We start from the raw sequence: 15,435 nt of genomic DNA on the forward strand, positions 1-15,435 counted from the left end.
CCTACACGACGCTCGTCCGATCTCTCGGCCTGCGGCGCCGCAGCGGCCGGGCGCGGCTCGGCGGCCGGCGTGGGCGCGGCGCCAGCGGGCTCCTCGCGCAGCGGGGCTTCGCCGGTCTCGGGCGTATCGCGCTTGACGAAGACGCGCTTCTTGCGCACTTCGACCTGGATGGTGCGCGAGCGGCCGCTGCCGTCGGCCTGGCGGATTTCGGAAGTCTGGCGGCGGGTCAAGGTGATCTTTTTGCCTTCCGTCGCGCCATGCGCACGACGCAGCGATTCGAGGAGCTTGGCCTTGTCGCTGTCTGTGACGGCATCGTCCACCGACCGGAGGTGAACGCCGGCCGAACGCAACTGCTCCAGCAGCACGTTGGCAGGCATCTTCAGCTCGGTGGCGAACTGGGCGACAGTATTACTCGACATTAGGTTTCTCTCTTCCCTATTTACAGCGTATTTCCACGGTACCGCGGCGACCTCGAACCGATGCTGCCTGGCGCGGCGCCCGCCGCCCATTCAGGGCCGCGGGCGGGCGTGCCGCAAGCCGGGCCGCCTTGGGCTACCTTCGCCCTTGCGGGCTGGGGCACGAGCGCCTGCGGGCGGCCGGGCCGCGCTCACGCGGCCGGCTTGTCATCCTCGAACCAATGCGCGCGGGCGCGCATGATCAGCTCGCTGGCCGCCTCGGTATCCAGGCCGGCCATCTCGGCCAGCTCGTCGGTGGCCAGCTCGGCCAGGTCGTCACGCGTTTTCACTTCATGTTCGGCCAGCTTGGCCACCAGTTCGGGCGTCACGCCCTCCAGGCCAAGCAGGTCCTGGGCGGTTTCCATCATTTCTTCCTGCGCAATGGCCTCGGTCAGCAGCGCGTTGCGGGCACGGGTGCGCAGTTCGTTGATGGTGTCCTCGTCGAAGGCCTCGATCTCGAGCAGCTCCTGCATGGGCACGTAGGCGATTTCTTCCAGGCCGGTGAAGCCCTCGTCGATCAGGATGTCGGCCACTTCCTCGTCGACGTCCAGCTTGCTCATGAACGTCGCGCGCAGGTTGGCGCGCTCGGAAGCTTGGCGATTGAGGCTTTCCTCGGGCGTCATGATGTTGATCTGCCAGCCCGTCAGCTCGGAAGCCAGGCGCACGTTCTGGCCGCGCGCGCCGATGGCCTTGGGCAGGTTCTCTTCGTCCACCACCACGTCCATCGCGTGCTTGTCCTCGTCGACCACGATGGACTCGACGTTGGCCGGCGCCAGCGCGCCGATGACGAACTGCGCCGGGTCTTCGGACCACAGCACGATGTCCACCTGCTCGCCGCCCAGTTCGTTGCGCACCGCCGTGACGCGCGAACCGCGCATGCCCACGCAGGTGCCGATGGGATCGATGCGCTTGTCGTAGGCCACCACGGCGATCTTGGCGCGCACGCCGGGATCGCGGGCGGCCGCCTTGATCTCGAGCAGGCCCTGCTCGATCTCGGGCACCTCGTTCTCGAAGAGCTGGCGGATGAAATCGGGCGAGGTGCGCGACAGGATGACCTGCTGGCCGCGCGCCGCGTGATCGACCTTGAGCACGTAGGCGCGCACGCGATCGCCCACCCGCAGGTTCTCCTTGGGGATCATTTCCTGGCGGGGCAGGCGGGCCTCGATCTTGCCCGTCTCGATGATGCAGTCGCCCTTGTCCATGCGCTTGACCGTGCCCGAGATGATGGTCTCGCCGCGATCCAGGAAGTCGTTGAGCACCTGCTCGCGCTCGGCGTCGCGGATCTTCTGCAGGATGGCCTGCTTGGCGGCCTGCGCGCCGATGCGGCCGAACTCGACCGGCTCGAGCGGCTCCTCGATGTATTCGCCAACCTGGATGCCGGGCACGATCTCGGTTGCCTCGGACAGCAGCTCTTCGCGGTCGGGCTCTTGCAGGCCGGCTTCGTCGGGCACGACCAGCCAGCGCCGGAAACCTTCATGATCGCCCGTCGAGCGGTCGATGGACACACGGATGTCGGCATCTTCCTTGAAGCGTTTTTTCATGGCCGAAGCCAGCGCCCCTTCGAGCGCCTCGAAGACCACGTCGCGCGCCACGTTCTTTTCGCGCGCCAGCGCATCGACCAACAGAAGAATTTCGCGACTCATCGCTTTTTGCCCTTGAAATCCAGAACGGGATCCAGCTTTGCACGGTCGATCTCGTCGAACGTGAAGTTCAGCACCTGGGTCTCGTTCTTCTTTGCCTCAAATTCCAGACCGAACACCGCGGCGCCGGCCGCGGTGCCTTGCGGCGCCGGCTCGGGAGCCACCAGGGTGCCCGTGTATACCTTGCGGTTGTCCACCGCCTCGCGCAGCTTGATCTCGACGCGCTCGCCCGCGAAGCGCCACAGGTCGGCCTCGCTGCGCAAGGGCCGGTCCACGCCCGGCGAGCCCACCTCGAGACGGCGGTAGTCGATGTTCTCGACTTCGTACACGCGCGAAAGCTGGCGGGTGACCCGTTCGCAATCCTCGATACGCACGCCTTCGGGACGGTCTATCGTCACGCGCAGCAGGCCCATGGCGGCGCGCTCGATATCCACCAGCTCGACATCCATGCCGGCCAGCGCCTGTTCGGTCAATGCGTAGAGATCTGCCATATATATAAAAAAAGGGCTGACTACCCAGCCCCATCTGCATTCATGCCGGGCAGCTTGCAATCAAAGCCACCTGCGCCTGGTTTCGCACAAGGCCCCAGGGCGCCACCGGGCCTATCAACCCAGCACTATGCACCCACTGACCATGCGAAGCCATTGATTCTAGCAGATTTTTTCAAAAAAATCCTGTTCCGTCGCGGGGTTACGCACGGCGGCCCGCCACACCGCGCCTGGCCGGCTGGCCGCACCAGCCCTGCACGCCCTGCCCCGCAGCCCGGTGCCGCGGGCCGCCCGCGCAGGCAGGCGCCGGATCAGCGGCCGCCGCGCCCGCCCAGGAACCCCAGCCGGGACTCGTGGGCCGAGGCGCTGCGCGGCTGCGCGTCGTCGCCGCGCCCGCCGCCCTGGCCCGGGCGGCGCCCGGACCGCTGGGGCCGCTTGGCCGCGCGCGGACCTTCCTGCGGGCGAGCGCCTGGCTTGCCTTGCCCACGCGGCGCGCCGCCGGGCGCGCCGGCCGTCGCAGCGGCCTTGCCGGGGGCCTTGCCGCCCGGCTTGCCAGGCTTGCCGCCCTTGCCGCGCGCCTTCTGGCCCTTGCCGTTGCCCGCCTTGTCGCCGCCCGGCTTGTTCGCGGCCTTGCCGCCACCCTGCCCGGCCAGCGGATGGCCGTTGGCGTAGCCGCCCGAGAACATCAGGCCGGGCGTAAAGGGATCGACCGCCTGCGCGCCGTTGCGGCGCCCGCCCTTGATCGTGCCCTTGCGGCCCAGCCGCGCGCCGCTCATGCCGTTCTGCTCCAGCGTGCCGAAACCAGGCGGCAGCGCGCTGTCGTGCGAGACCGGCTGGCGCGGCCGGCGGCCATCGCGGCCATCCTCGTCGCCGTCGCGGATCAGGCCCAGCTGCACCATCAGCGCCGTTACCACCGAGGGCTCGACATCCTCCCAGCGGCCGCGCCGCAGGCTGCTGGGCAGCACCACGTCGCCGAACCGGGTCCGGATCAGACGGCTGACCGTCACGCCGACCGCCTCGAACATCCGGCGCACCTCGCGGTTGCGGCCTTCGTTCAGCGTCACGCGCCACCAGCGGTTGCTGCCCTCGCCACCCAGGAATTCCAGGCTGCCAAAAGCAGCCTTGCCGTCCTCCAGTTCGATGCCCTCGACCAGCGAACGGCGCGCCGCTTCGTCCAGTTCGCCCAGCACCCGCACCGCGTATTCGCGCTCGGCGCCGTAGCGGGGATGCATGAGGCGATTGGCCAGGTCGCCCGAAGTGGTGAAGATCAGCAGCCCTTCGGTGTTCAGGTCCAGGCGGCCCACCGACAGCCATTTGCCGTTGCGCACCGCCGGCAGGCGCGCAAAGACGCTGGCGCGTCCGCCCGGATCGTCATGGCTGACGATCTCGCCGGCCGGCTTGTGATAGAGGATCATGCGCGGCGGCTTCTTGGCATTGGGGCGCGTGACCAGCTTGCCGTTGACGCGCACCTGGTCGTTGGGCGCCACGCGCTGGCCGATGTGCGCCGGCTCGCCGTTGACCGACACCCGTCCGGCGACGATCAGCTCTTCCATTTCGCGGCGCGAGCCGATGCCCGCATCGGCAAGCACCTTGTGCAGCTTGGGCATGACCGCGTCGCTGGACAGGTACTTGTTCAGCCGTTGTTCGGTGCGCGAGGAGCGCTGCAGATAGGACAGGGCCTGGTCTGCCTCCTGCTCGCTGCCGCGCAGCGCTTCGGGCAAGAGGGTCTCGGCCTCGGCCGCCTGGGTCGCACCGGCACCCGCCCCCGCTCCGGCGCCTGGACGGCGGCGGCGGCCGCGGGCCACGGGCTTGTCCGCCTTGGGCGCAGCGCCCTCGGCCGGCGCGCCACCGGGCTGGGCCGACTCCTGGGCCACGCCGCTCTCGGCGCCGGCCTGCGCTTCGCGGCGCCGGCGAAACGGCGTCCTGAGCTTGCGGCCCTTGCCTTTGGGGGCACCGCCCTCGGCGGGCGCGGCGGCCTCGGCGGGCGCCGCGGAAGCGTCCTGCAAAGGCAGTTCTTCTTGCACGTTCTGATTCATGTTTTATCAGACTCCGATCATTTCTCGATTTTTGCGAACGTGGGGCGCCGCATTCAGGGGCGGGGCAAATCCACTTCGGCCGGCGTGCCGGCAGGCAACTCGTCGGGCACTTGCGGCACCGGCGCCTCGGCAGGCCCGTGGCCGGGAATTTCAGGGGACCGGTCCGGCGCCGGCACTTCGGCCGGACCAGGCTGCAGCGGAACGGGCTCGGGCAACGGCCGCCCGGGCTGCGGCTCAGGGGCCGGTTCCGGCTCAGGAACCGGCTCCGGCTGGGGGTCCGGTTCGGGTTCGGGAGCCGGCTCTGGCTGCGGCTGGGGGTCCGGCCCGGGTTCGGGAGCCGGCTCTGGCTGCGGCTGGGGTGCCGGCTCGGCCTGGGCCGGCTGCTGGCCCTCGGGCACGCTCAGCGCCAGGCTGCCCAGTTGCTGTTCCATCTGCTGGGGATCGAGCTCGGGCAGCTCGTCCAGCGCCTTGAGCCCCAGGTCGTCCAGGAATTGCCGCGTCGTGCCCAGCAGGGCCGGCCGGCCGGGCGCGTCGCGATGGCCGATGGTTTCTATCCAGCCGCGGTCTTCCAGAGACTTGATGATCTGCGAAGACACGGTCACGCCCCGGATGTCCTCGATGTCGCCGCGCGTGACTGGCTGGCGCCAGGCGATGATCGCCAGCGTCTCCATGACGGCCCGCGAATACTTGGGCGGCTTCTCGGGATTGAGCCGCTCCAGGTAGCGCTGCATGCCCGGCCGGCTCTGGAAACGCCAGCCCCCGGCCAGCTGCACCAGCGCCAGCCCCCGGCTTTCCCACTGCTGGGCCAGCATATCGAGCAACTCGGGCAGGCGCGCGGCGTCGACCTCCTCGCCCTGGAACAGCCGCCGCAGCTCGTTCATGGGCATGGGCTGCTGGGCGCACAGCAAGGCGGTCTCGAGCACCGCAATGGCTTGGCTGTCGGTCATCAAGGTTGAGGTCTCCGCGTTTCGGCTTCGAGCCCGGGCTGCGGCCTGCGCCCACGCCCGCGCCGCGCCGGCCCGGACATCGCCGGGCAGACGGAAACAGACAGACAGGCGCAAGGAAAAAGGCTCGACAAGACCGAAAGCTCTATGTTGCTAAAAGACGAAATCCGGGCTGCCGCCCCGGCCGGCAGCCGCGCTCGCGCCCAGGCGCCGCCGGCCATCCGCTACCAAAGCGGCACACGGCGGGCGGAACGAAAAGGAACGCAAAACGCGCGTTTACGCAAATACACCAAAGCGTGCAACTGCCGTATCAGGGTTGGGCGTATGTGCAGGGCTGGACGGTTCCGCCGGGGCAGGCAACTTACCGTTATTGATTATTGCCCTGCGCAGGCGGTTAGCCTGTCGCCGTAAGGCCGGACCGGTCCGCCATGATGGCTGGGACAAAACCTGGCTTGCTTGCAGTCAGGGACACGGGCCGATGAGGCTGGCTAAGGGCGGCATGCGCTGCTGCCCGCCGACACCGCCTTTGAACCGGCTGCGCCATCCGTGCTGCGGGCACTTGGTTCAAATGTCCGACGGCCAGCACTTCGAAAGCAGTTGTCAGTATAACCCCAACGCTTCGCGCCTTGTAAAGCCTTTGTGGGCAAATTGCCTGCCCCGGCATGGGAGCGGCGCACGCCTACGGCGCGCGCGCGCGCTCGAGCAGTTGCTCCAGCGCCAGGCGCAGCGCGGCGCCTTGCACGGCATCGGCCACCATCGCCACCAGCCCGCAGGCCGCCTGCCCGGTGTCGGGCAGGTCCTGCAAGGGATAACGCTGGCCGTGCACGCCATGCAACACCGCCATCGTGCCCGGGGAGCCGGCCCATCTGAGCACGGCCTTCAGGCGCAACAGCACCGGGCCGTATTCGTCCTGCAAGGCGGCCAGGCCCGCGAGAAAACGTCCTGCCTGCAAGCGGTGGCCCACAGGCAGGGCGATCACGTGCAAGCCGGCGTGGCTGGCCTGCAACCGTGCCGCGGCAGGCGCGATGCCTTCCGCCTGGCCCTGCCCCGCGCCGGCCAGCCCCAGCCAGCCCGCCGCCGGTGCGCGCCCGCCGCCATAGGGTCCCAGGTTCGCGAGATCCAGGACCAGCGGCGCATCGGGGCGCGCAAGCGCGATGGGCACGCCCGGCCATTGCGCGGCCAATTGCCCGCACAGCGCCTGGGCCGCGTCCGCCCCGGCCAGGTCGGCCTTGGTCAGCACGATACGATCGGCCAGGGCCAGTTGCCGGCGCCATTCGGGCCGCAACGCCTGGCTGCGGCCCGCATGCTGGGCGTCGACGGTGACCAGGGCGCCGCCGTATCGATAGCGCGCCGCCAGGAATTCGTCGTGACGCAGCGTGAACAGAATGGGCGCCGGATCAGCCAGCCCGGTGGTCTCGACGAGCACCCGAGCGAACCGCGGGATGCGGCGCTGCAGGGCCTGCATGAACAGCTCGCGCAGGGCCTGGCTGAATCCGCCGCGCAGGCTGCAGCACAGGCAGCCGCCCTCGAGCAGCGAAATCCGTTCGTCGACGACGCGCAACAGGTGGTGGTCGATGGCGATGCTGCCCACCTCGTTGACCAGCACGGCGGTATCGCGCAAGCCACCCTCGGCCAGCAGGCGATTGACGAGCGTGGTCTTGCCGCTGCCCAGAAAGCCGGCAACCACCACCACCGGCAGGCGGCGATCAACCTGCATGGTCAGCCCCGCCGGGCCGCCCCAAGGGGCTGACGGCCCCCTCGGGGGGCAGCGAACGCAGTGAGCGTGGGGGCCCCATGCCAGCCCCGCCGGGCCGCCCCAAGGGGCTGACGGCCCCCTCGGGGGGCAGCGAACGCAGTGGTCTCATCCAGGCCATGATTGCGGGGATATATACCACGGCTGCTCCGGTATATAGTGGATCGCCTGGCAGCGGGCACCACGGACCGGCCGCCTGGAACTACGATAACGAGGAGCAAGCATGAAGCAGAAGATCGGACTCATCGGCGTAGGCCTGATGGGCCACGGCATCGCCCGCAACCTGGTCAAGCACGGCTATCCCCTGACGGTGCAGGACCATCCCGGCAACCAGCCGCTGGACGAGCTGAAGGCCGGCGGCGCCACCACGCAGGCCAGCGCCCGGGCCGTGGCCGAGCACAGCGACGTGGTGATCCTGTGCGTGACCGGCAGCCCCGAGGTCGAGGCTGTACTGCAGGCCGAGGACGGCGTGCTCAAGGGCCTGCGGCCGGGCGCGATCGTGATCGACTGTTCCACGGCGCTGCCCGAATCGACCCGGCGCATGGCGCAAGCCGTGCAGGCCGCGCAGGGCCGTTTCCTGGATGCGCCCATGACCCGCACCGTCAAGGACGCCCACGAAGGCCGCCTGAACCTGCTGGTCGGCGGCGATGCGCAACTGCTCGAAGAAGTGCGCCCCATCCTGGCGTGCTTTGCCGAGAACATCACGCACGCCGGGCCGGTGGGCGCCGGCCACCAGATGAAGCTGCTGCACAACTACGTTTCGCTGGGCTCGGTGGCCCTGCTGGCCGAAGCGGCGGCCTGCGCCCAGGGCGCGGGCATCGCCCCGCAGGTGCTGATCGACGTGCTGGGCAAAGGCGGCGGACGCGGCGTCGCCCTGGAACGCATCGGACCGTACCTGCTTTCGGGCGATACCTCCGGCCTGCACTTTTTCATGTCCAACGCCGCCAAGGACCTGGGCTACTACACGCAGATGGCGCGCGACGGCCAAGCCGAACACGGCATTGCCGACAGCGTCTCGGCCGCGTATGCCAAGGGCGTGGAAAAGCTCGGTCCGCGCGCGGTGGTCCTGCAGCTGGGCGAGGCCTTCGGCCAGCAGGCCCGGCAGCCGGCCAGCGCCTAGCATCCCAGACGGCGGCCATGCCGCGCCGCCTGGCCGCCGTGGCGCGGGATGCGCGCGCCGCCGGCAAGGCGGCGTGCGGGCAGCCGGCCTATTGCGCGGGCGCGGCAGCCGGCTTGGGATAGGCCTGCTGGTAGACCACGCTGAACGTGGCCAGCGCCTTGAGCGCCTCTTGCGGATCGTGCCCGTGCTTGAGCGCGAAGCTGTCGAAGCCGCAGCGCGCCTGGTAATACAAGGTATCGATCATGACATCGCCCACGGCGCGCAGCTCTCCGCGCCAGCCCAGCGGGCCGCGCAGGGTCTGCGCCAGCGAATAGCCCCGGCCGTCGGTGTAGACGGGGAACGATACGGCGATCAGGGCCAGGCCTTCGGGATCGATCCTGCCGTCGCGGGCCAGCACGCGCGGATCCGAATCGGGCGCCAGCAGCACGCCGACCGGATGGCGGCGCTGGCGCAGCGCCGCCTCGTGCGCGGTCCAGACCGTCAGCGGTACGATCCAGCCGGGTTCGTCCGGCGGCAACTGGCCCTCGGGGGCGTCCTGCGCCGGCTCGAACACGGCCGAGACGGTGTCCTCGATGCGGCCGTTGCGGATCAGCCGGGGCAGGCCGGCAAATTGCGTGCCCTCAGCCATGGGCGGCCTCCGCGGGAACCCGGGGCTTGGACAGGCCCGGATCGGAATAGACATCCTGCTTGAAGGGCTCGATGCCGGTGCGCTCGACCACATCGATGAAGCGCTCGGCCTCGCTGTCGCGCAGGCGCAGGTAGGTCTGCACCAGGCGCTCGACCACGTCGGCCACCTGCTCGCGCGCGAACGAGGGGCCGATGATGCGCCCGACCGCCGCGCCGGCGCCGCGGGTGGTCTCGATGTCGGCGTGCTCCTTGTCCGCGCCGTTCTGGCGCCCGCCCAGCGTGACTTGGTACCACTCCTCGCCGGCCTTGTCCACGCCGAGAATGCCGATATGGCCGACGTGGTGATGGCCGCAGGAGTTGATGCAACCCGAGATGTTCAGGTCCAGCTCGCCGATCTCGTGCAGGTAATCCAGGTCGTCGAAGCGGCGCTGGATGGACTCGGCAACCGGGATGGAGACCGCATTGGCCAGCGCGCAGAAATCCCCGCCCGGACAGGCGATGATGTTGGTCAGCAAACCGATGTTGGGCGTGGCCAGGCCCAGTGCGTCCAGCGCCTGCCAGAGCTCGAACAGGCGGCTCTTGCGCACGTCGGCCAGCACCAGGTTCTGCTCGTGCGAGACGCGCAGCTCGCCGAAGCCGTAGCGCTCGGCCAGCTCGGCCACGCTGTCCATCTGGTCGGCCGTGATGTCGCCCGGCGGCACGCCGGTCTTCTTGAGCGAGGCGGTGACGGCCGCATAGCCGGCCACGCGGTGCGGGTGCACGTTGGTCTTGAGCCAGCGCGCAAAGCGCGGCTCGGCCTGCGCCCGCTCGGCGGTGGGATCGGGCTCGTGCGCGGCCTGCGGGTCGTAGTCCGGCCAGACAAAGCGCGCCGCGATCGCATCCAGCGCTTCCTGGGTAAGCGTATCGGGTCCGTTGCGCAACCCCTGCCAGATGTCGTCGACCTGCTGCGCGAACACCTCGGGGGTCAGGTCCTTGACCAGGATCTTGATGCGGGCCTTGTACTTGTTGTCGCGCCGGCCGTGCAGGTTGTAGACCCGCAGCACCGCCTGCAGATAGGTCAGCAGGTCCTGCCAGCGCACGAAGGGATTGATGAGCTTGCCGGTGATGGGCGTGCGGCCCATGCCCCCGCCGACCCAGACGCGAAAGCCGATCTGGCCGTCGCGCTCGACCGCATGCAGGCCGATGTCGTGCACGCCGACCGCCGCGCGGTCATGCAGCGCGCCGCTGACGGCGATCTTGAACTTGCGCGGCAGGAAGGCGAATTCGGGATGCAGGGTGGACCACTGGCGGATGATCTCGCACCACACCAGCGGATTGACCAGTTCGTCGGGCGCGATGCCGGCGAAATGGTCGGTGGTGGTGTTGCGGATGCAATTGCCGCTGGTCTGGATGGCGTGCATCTGGACCGAGGCCAGCGCCGCGAGGATGTCGGGCACGTCCTGCAGGCGCGGCCAGTTGAACTGGATGTTCTGGCGGGTGCTGAAGTGCCCGTAGCCGCGATCCCACTTGCGGGCGATATGCGCCAGCATGCGCAACTGCCGCGAGGACAGCAGGCCATAGGGGATCGCCACCCGCAGCATGGGCGCATGGCGTTGGATGTACAGGCCGTTCTGGAGCCGAAGCACGCGGAACTCGTCTTCGCTCAGCTGGCCGTCCAGGAAGCGGCGCGTCTGCCCGGCGAACTGGGCCACGCGTTCGTCCACCAGCTGCTGGTCGACCGGATCGTAGATATACATGACAGCAACCTCGTTGCGTCCGGCCGGCCTGGCCGGACATCGCGCCCGCACGAGATGCGTGGGCGACCTTCGATTATATTTTTCGCAAGGGCGCCAAGGTCGGGCCGGGTAAGCTAATAACCACAATGTATAAGCGGGCCGGCCCGGCCCGGCGAGCCTACGAAGGCCGCGGCGGACAAGGGGCCGGCGGCGCCGCGCAGCCGGCGGCACGGGAATTTGTTACCGTAGAAGGCGGCCTCCCGCTTTCTTGCCGCCGGGCCGGCCCAAGCCTCCCCTGTCGGGAACTGGCCAAGCCACAGGCGCAGCGTGGGGACCCTCACTTTTCGGAGCTTATGCCATGCAACGCAATTTCGACCTCGTAGTCAGCCTGCTCGGGGCCATGCGCGATGCGCCCGCCGCGCAACTGACCGTCGCCGAGCTGGTCCAGGCCTTGCAGGCCCCGGGCATCGACGAAGCCGACGAAGCCAGCGTGCAGCACCACCTGGCCATCATGGAAGACGCCGGCTTCGTCAAGCGCGTGGACGAGGTGATCGCCACCCGCTGGCGGCTGACCTGGGCCGGCTACGATGCCCTGGAAGGAAACGAGGACGACGAGGACGAGGACGACGAAGTCGATCCGAGCTGAGCCGGCGCGCCAGGCGCGCGGCCCGCGGCGCTCAGTCGTCGTGCCGGCCGCCGGCGTAGCCCAGCCCGATGGCCAGGGCGATGCCCACCGCGATGCCGATCACGATGTTGTCCAGGGCCAGGCCGATGGCCACGCCGATGGCGATGCCTAGGGGTAAAGCAAATTTCTTCATGGCGGGCAGTTTATAACGCCGGCGCGGCGCGGCAGGACCGCCAGGTTCTTGCGCTGGTTTTTTTGCCTGTGCGCTTGCACAAATCAAAAAATCAGTGCTATTATCTCGCTTCTTCAGGTCCCCGATAGCTCAGTCGGTAGAGCGACGGACTGTTAATCCGCAGGTCGCTGGTTCGAGCCCAGCTCGGGGAGCCAAAAAGAACAAAAGCCTTCACCTTGCCGTGAAGGCGCGGTAAACAGAAAAGCCTTCACTCAGTGAAGGCTTTTTACCGAGTAGTGTTGGTGTCTGCTTGTCTGGCCGCATCCGACTGCGCCCGATGATCCGCACCGCGCCGGCATAGCTCAGTCGGTAGAGCAGCGCATTCGTAATGCGAAGGTCGGGGGTTCGACTCCTCTTGCCGGCACCAATCCCAGAAGGCCGTCCGCACGCGGACGGCCTTTTGCTTTGCCGCCCGGCTATTCGGCGTCGGGCTGCCGCTCGGGCGCGGCCTCCTGGAAAGCCGGCAATTCGCGGCATGCCGCGTCGATGCGCACGATGGTGGGCATCTGCGCCAGGCTGCAGTCGAAACGGCGGGCATTGGCCACCTGCGGCACCAGGCAGATGTCGGCCAGGCCCGGCGCATCGCCGTGGCAATAGCGCCCGGTGCCCGGCGACTGCGCCAGCATGGCCTCGAGCGCCGTCATGCCCACCTCGATCCAATGCCGGTACCACTCGTTCTTGGCCTCTTCGCCCAGGCCCATGCCGCGCTTCAGGTACTTGAGCACGCGCAGGTTGTTCAAGGGATGGATGTCGCAGGCGATGGTCTGGGCCAAGGCCCGCACGCGCGCGCGGCTGGCCGGGTCCGGCGGCAGCAGCGCCGGCTCCGGATGCAGCTCCTCGAGATACTCGATGATGGCCAGCGACTGGTGCAGCACCAGGCCGCCGTCCATCAGCGTGGGCACCAGCGCGTTGGGATTGAGCGCGGTATAGCCGGCCTGCAGCTGCTGGCCGCCCTCCTTGAGCAGGTGCACCGGCACCGTCTCGTAGGACAGGCCCTTCAGGTTCAGGGCGATGCGCACGCGGTAGGCGGCGGAGCTGCGGAAATAGCTGTAGAGCTGCATCGAAAGCCTCGGGTCAGGATGCGGGAGACTGCAGGTCCACGGCCACCGCCTTGCGCGAGAGCTCCCTGGGCAGCGGGAAGGCGACGTTTTCCTGCAGGCCGTCCATGGTGCGCACGGAGATGGCGCCCAGCGACTTCAGGCGCTCGATCACGCGCTGCACCAGCACCTCGGGGGCCGAGGCGCCGGCGGTGATGCCGATGCGCGAGCGGCCCTGCAGCCATGCCGGATCGATGGCCTCGGCCCCGTCGATGAGATAGGCGGGCGTGCCGCGGCGCTCGGCCACCTCGCGCAGGCGATTGGAATTGGAGCTGTTGGGGCTGCCCACCACCAGCACCAGGTCGCACTCGGGCGCCATGAGCTTGACCGCGTCCTGGCGGTTCTGCGTGGCATAGCAGATGTCGCTTTTCTTGGGCTCGACGATGGAAGGGAAACGCGCCTTGAGCGCGCCGGACACCGCGGCCGCGTCATCCACCGACAGCGTGGTCTGGGTCACGTAGGCCAGGTTATCCGGGTCGGCGACCTGCAAGGCCTGCACGTCCTCGACCGTCTCGACCAGGTGCATGCCCCCTTCGGCCTGCCCCAGCGTGCCCTCGACCTCGGGATGGCCCCTGTGGCCGATCATGATGATCTCGCGCCCGGCCGCGCGCATGCGCGAGACCTCGATATGCACCTTGGTGACCAGCGGGCAGGTGGCGTCGAAGATGCGCAGCTGCCGCTCGGCAGCCTCGCGCCGCACGGCCTGCGAGACGCCGTGGGCGGAAAAGACCACGATGGCGCCGGCCGGCGCCTGGTCCAGCTCGTCGATGAAGATGGCGCCCTTGGCGCGCAGGTCCTCGACCACGTAGCGGTTGTGCACGATCTCGTGGCGCACGTAGATGGGCGCGCCGTGCAGTTCCAGGGCGCGCTCGACGATGTCGATGGCCCGGTCCACGCCGGCGCAAAAGCCCCGGGGCTGGGCCAGCAGCAGCTCGGCGCCGCCGGCGGTATGGGTCGTGGCGGTCATCACAGCACTCCTAGTATGGCCACGTCCACCTTCAGGGCGGCGCCGGCCAGCGGATGATTGAAATCGAACAGCGCGTAGTCCGGCGCCAGCTCCTTGAGCACGCCCGAATAGCGCCCGCCGTTGGGCGCGGTGAACTCGACCATGTCGCCCGGGGAAAACTCGGCATCCGGCCCGGCATGGCGCGCCAGCATTTCGCGGCTGACGCGCTGGATCAGCTCGGGGTTGCGCTCGCCGTAGGCTTGCGCGGGGCTGAGCGTGAAGCTGTAGCGGCTGCCCTCGGGCTGGCCCACCAACGCCTGCTCCATGCCCGGGGCCCACTGGCCCGCGCCCAGCTGCAAGGTGGCCGGCCGGCCGTCGAAGGTATCGGCAAAGACGGTGTTCTGGCCCGGGCCGGAAGCCAGGACGATGCGGTAATGCAGGGTCAGGTAGGAGTCGGGACGGACAAAAACGTTCACGGAGTCGGCAGCGGCGGGCAAGGTCTGTCACCTTAATAGGCGTTTATCAAACCCGATTTTAGAACGACCCATGCCCGAACCGCTTTGCGAACAGGCCGAACGCCCGCGCGAAAGGCTTTTGCGCCACGGCGCGCAGGTGCTGACCGACGCCGAGCTGCTGGCGCTGGTGCTGCGCACCGGCACGGCCGCGCAGGACGCCGTGCAGATGGGCCGGGCCCTGCTGCTGCGCTTTGGCGGGCTGCGCGCCCTGCTCTCGGCCGACATCCCCGCCCTGATGCGCCAAAGCGGACTGGGGCAGGCCAAGGCCTGCCAGCTGGCCGCGGTGCTGGAGCTGGCGCGCCGGGCCGCCGAGGAGGAACTGAGCCGCGGCGACGCCCTGAAGGACCCCCGGCGCGTCAAGCACTATTGCAGCCTGCTGCTGGGCCACCAGCCGGTGGAGCACTGCATGGCGCTCTACCTGGACAGCCAGCTGCGCCTGATCGGCACCGAGGAGCTGGCCCGCGGCACGCTCTCGCAGGCCTCGGTCTATCCGCGCGAAGTGGTGCGGGCCGCGCTGCGCCACCATGCGGCGGCGGTCATCCTGACGCACAACCACCCTTCCGGCTCGCTGCAGCCCAGCCTGGCCGACCAGCACCTGACGCGCCAGCTCAAGCAGGCGCTGGCGCTGGTGGACGTGCGCCTGCTCGATCACATGGTGGTGGGCGGCGGACAGGCGGTATCCATGGCCGAACTGGGCATGCTCTAGGCACAGGGCCGCGCGCATGCTAGAATTTGTGGTTAACCGTTTTTCCCCTAGCCCAGGATACGTGGTTTTTGGCAGCTTTCGGGGGTGCGGCAGCCGTTGCCCTGGCAACGACGCCGGCACCGGCCCGAGGCGCAAAGGCTGGCGACCCGCCCCAAGGATTCCATCATGAAAGAAGGCGTTCATCCCGATTACCGCGAAGTGGTGTTCCAGGACCTGATCACCGGCAACAAGTTCATCACCCGCTCCACGCTCAACACCCGCGAAACCATCGAACTGGACGGCAAGACCTACCCGCTGTTCAAGTGCGACGTGACCTCGGAATCGCACCCCTTCTACACCGGCGCCCAGACCCGCATCGTCGAGACCGGCCGCGTCGAGAAGTTCCGCGCCCGTTTCGCCCGCACCGCCGGCACCAAGAAGGCCGCCGACGCCTGATCGCTGGCGCCGCAGCCTTGCCGTCCCGCGCCCCGGCCCGGGCGACGGCGCAGACCAGGCAGCCGCAAGGCTGCCTTTTTTGCCTTCGCCGCAAGCAGGGC

At 68.9% G+C, this 15,435-nt stretch carries 16 protein-coding genes and 2 tRNA genes; 6 read left to right on the forward strand and 12 right to left on the reverse strand.

Going from position 1 to position 15,435, the window contains the following annotated elements:
* The 6 genes from V8Z80_RS14100 to V8Z80_RS14125 all read right to left on the reverse strand — a co-directional run.
* A partial coding sequence (locus tag V8Z80_RS14100; RefSeq protein WP_336062416.1) for a translation initiation factor IF-2 associated domain-containing protein occupies window positions 1–419 on the reverse strand: 419 nt, incomplete at its 3' end.
* A 188-nt stretch (window positions 420–607) separates the two neighbouring features.
* The gene (gene nusA / locus V8Z80_RS14105; RefSeq protein ID WP_155197196.1) at window positions 608–2,098 is read right to left on the reverse strand and encodes a transcription termination factor NusA; all 1,491 of its coding nucleotides are present in this window, start codon (window positions 2,096–2,098) and stop codon (window positions 608–610) included.
* Window positions 2,095–2,586, reverse strand: a complete 492-nt coding sequence (gene rimP, locus V8Z80_RS14110) for a ribosome maturation factor RimP (protein WP_155197195.1) — start codon at window positions 2,584–2,586, stop codon at window positions 2,095–2,097. Before rimP ends, nusA begins: the two co-directional genes overlap by 4 nt.
* A 308-nt stretch (window positions 2,587–2,894) precedes the next feature.
* Complete coding sequence (locus V8Z80_RS14115) at window positions 2,895–4,619, reverse strand: pseudouridine synthase (RefSeq protein ID WP_336062419.1); 1,725 nt, start codon at window positions 4,617–4,619, stop codon at window positions 2,895–2,897.
* A 53-nt stretch (window positions 4,620–4,672) separates the two neighbouring features.
* Window positions 4,673–5,566 carry an SMC-Scp complex subunit ScpB gene (scpB, locus tag V8Z80_RS14120; RefSeq protein WP_336062420.1) on the reverse strand — a complete coding sequence of 298 codons (894 nt, stop codon included), beginning with the start codon at window positions 5,564–5,566 and terminating at the stop codon, window positions 4,673–4,675.
* 676 nt (window positions 5,567–6,242) lie between these two features.
* Window positions 6,243–7,280 (reverse strand): CobW family GTP-binding protein, encoded by a 1,038-nt coding sequence (locus V8Z80_RS14125; protein ID WP_336062422.1) that lies wholly within the window; start codon window positions 7,278–7,280, stop codon window positions 6,243–6,245.
* A gap of 259 nt (window positions 7,281–7,539) precedes the next feature.
* On the opposite strand from V8Z80_RS14125, the gene V8Z80_RS14130 reads away from it, so the two are divergent.
* Entirely contained in the window at window positions 7,540–8,436 is an 897-nt protein-coding gene (locus tag V8Z80_RS14130) for an NAD(P)-dependent oxidoreductase (RefSeq protein ID WP_155197191.1), read from the forward strand.
* A gap of 88 nt (window positions 8,437–8,524) precedes the next feature.
* Here V8Z80_RS14130 and V8Z80_RS14135 read toward each other — a convergent pair whose 3' ends face one another.
* Together V8Z80_RS14135 and V8Z80_RS14140 are read right to left on the reverse strand one after the other, a co-directional pair.
* Complete coding sequence (locus V8Z80_RS14135; RefSeq protein ID WP_155197190.1) at window positions 8,525–9,064, reverse strand: DUF934 domain-containing protein; 540 nt, start codon at window positions 9,062–9,064, stop codon at window positions 8,525–8,527.
* Window positions 9,057–10,799 carry a nitrite/sulfite reductase gene (locus tag V8Z80_RS14140; protein WP_336062425.1) on the reverse strand — a complete coding sequence of 581 codons (1,743 nt, stop codon included), beginning with the start codon at window positions 10,797–10,799 and terminating at the stop codon, window positions 9,057–9,059. Before V8Z80_RS14140 ends, V8Z80_RS14135 begins: the two co-directional genes overlap by 8 nt.
* Before the next feature lie 337 nt (window positions 10,800–11,136).
* Here V8Z80_RS14140 and V8Z80_RS14145 point away from each other — a divergent pair, with 337 nt between their 5' ends.
* Window positions 11,137–11,424: a DUF2513 domain-containing protein gene (locus V8Z80_RS14145; protein WP_155197467.1), complete on the forward strand. Its 288-nt coding sequence runs from the start codon at window positions 11,137–11,139 to the stop codon at window positions 11,422–11,424.
* A gap of 31 nt (window positions 11,425–11,455) precedes the next feature.
* Here the strand turns inward: V8Z80_RS14145 and V8Z80_RS14150 are convergent, their stop codons facing one another.
* Entirely contained in the window at window positions 11,456–11,596 is a 141-nt protein-coding gene (locus V8Z80_RS14150; RefSeq protein ID WP_336062427.1) for a hypothetical protein, read from the reverse strand.
* A gap of 118 nt (window positions 11,597–11,714) precedes the next feature.
* Between V8Z80_RS14150 and V8Z80_RS14155 the strand changes: the two genes are divergently transcribed.
* Both V8Z80_RS14155 and V8Z80_RS14160 read left to right on the forward strand, forming a co-directional pair.
* Window positions 11,715–11,790, forward strand: a tRNA-Asn gene (locus V8Z80_RS14155).
* 136 nt (window positions 11,791–11,926) lie between these two features.
* Window positions 11,927–12,002: transfer RNA gene (locus V8Z80_RS14160), tRNA-Thr, on the forward strand.
* A gap of 49 nt (window positions 12,003–12,051) precedes the next feature.
* Here V8Z80_RS14160 and maiA read toward each other — a convergent pair.
* From maiA to V8Z80_RS14175, 3 genes are read right to left on the reverse strand one after another with little or no spacing between them, the layout of a single operon-like run.
* Window positions 12,052–12,696, reverse strand: a complete 645-nt coding sequence (gene maiA / locus V8Z80_RS14165) for a maleylacetoacetate isomerase (protein WP_336062429.1) — start codon at window positions 12,694–12,696, stop codon at window positions 12,052–12,054.
* 13 nt (window positions 12,697–12,709) lie between these two features.
* On the reverse strand, window positions 12,710–13,699 hold the full coding sequence (ispH, locus tag V8Z80_RS14170; RefSeq protein WP_155197024.1) for a 4-hydroxy-3-methylbut-2-enyl diphosphate reductase: 990 nt from the start codon (window positions 13,697–13,699) through the stop codon (window positions 12,710–12,712).
* A complete protein-coding gene (locus V8Z80_RS14175; RefSeq protein WP_442951982.1) occupies window positions 13,699–14,154 on the reverse strand; it encodes an FKBP-type peptidyl-prolyl cis-trans isomerase in 456 nt (151 codons plus the stop codon). Before V8Z80_RS14175 ends, ispH begins: the two co-directional genes overlap by 1 nt.
* A gap of 70 nt (window positions 14,155–14,224) precedes the next feature.
* Here V8Z80_RS14175 and radC point away from each other — a divergent pair, with 70 nt between their 5' ends.
* A complete protein-coding gene (gene radC / locus V8Z80_RS14180; RefSeq protein ID WP_155197022.1) occupies window positions 14,225–14,899 on the forward strand; it encodes a RadC family protein in 675 nt (224 codons plus the stop codon).
* Window positions 14,900–15,064: 165 nt separating this feature from the next.
* The gene (locus tag V8Z80_RS14185; RefSeq protein WP_155197021.1) at window positions 15,065–15,334 is read left to right on the forward strand and encodes a type B 50S ribosomal protein L31; all 270 of its coding nucleotides are present in this window, start codon (window positions 15,065–15,067) and stop codon (window positions 15,332–15,334) included.
* The last annotated feature ends 101 nt before the right edge of the window (window positions 15,335–15,435 follow it).

Origin of the sequence: Orrella sp. JC864, assembly GCF_037026685.1 — a bacterium.
Lineage (GTDB): Bacteria > Pseudomonadota > Gammaproteobacteria > Burkholderiales > Burkholderiaceae_B > Orrella.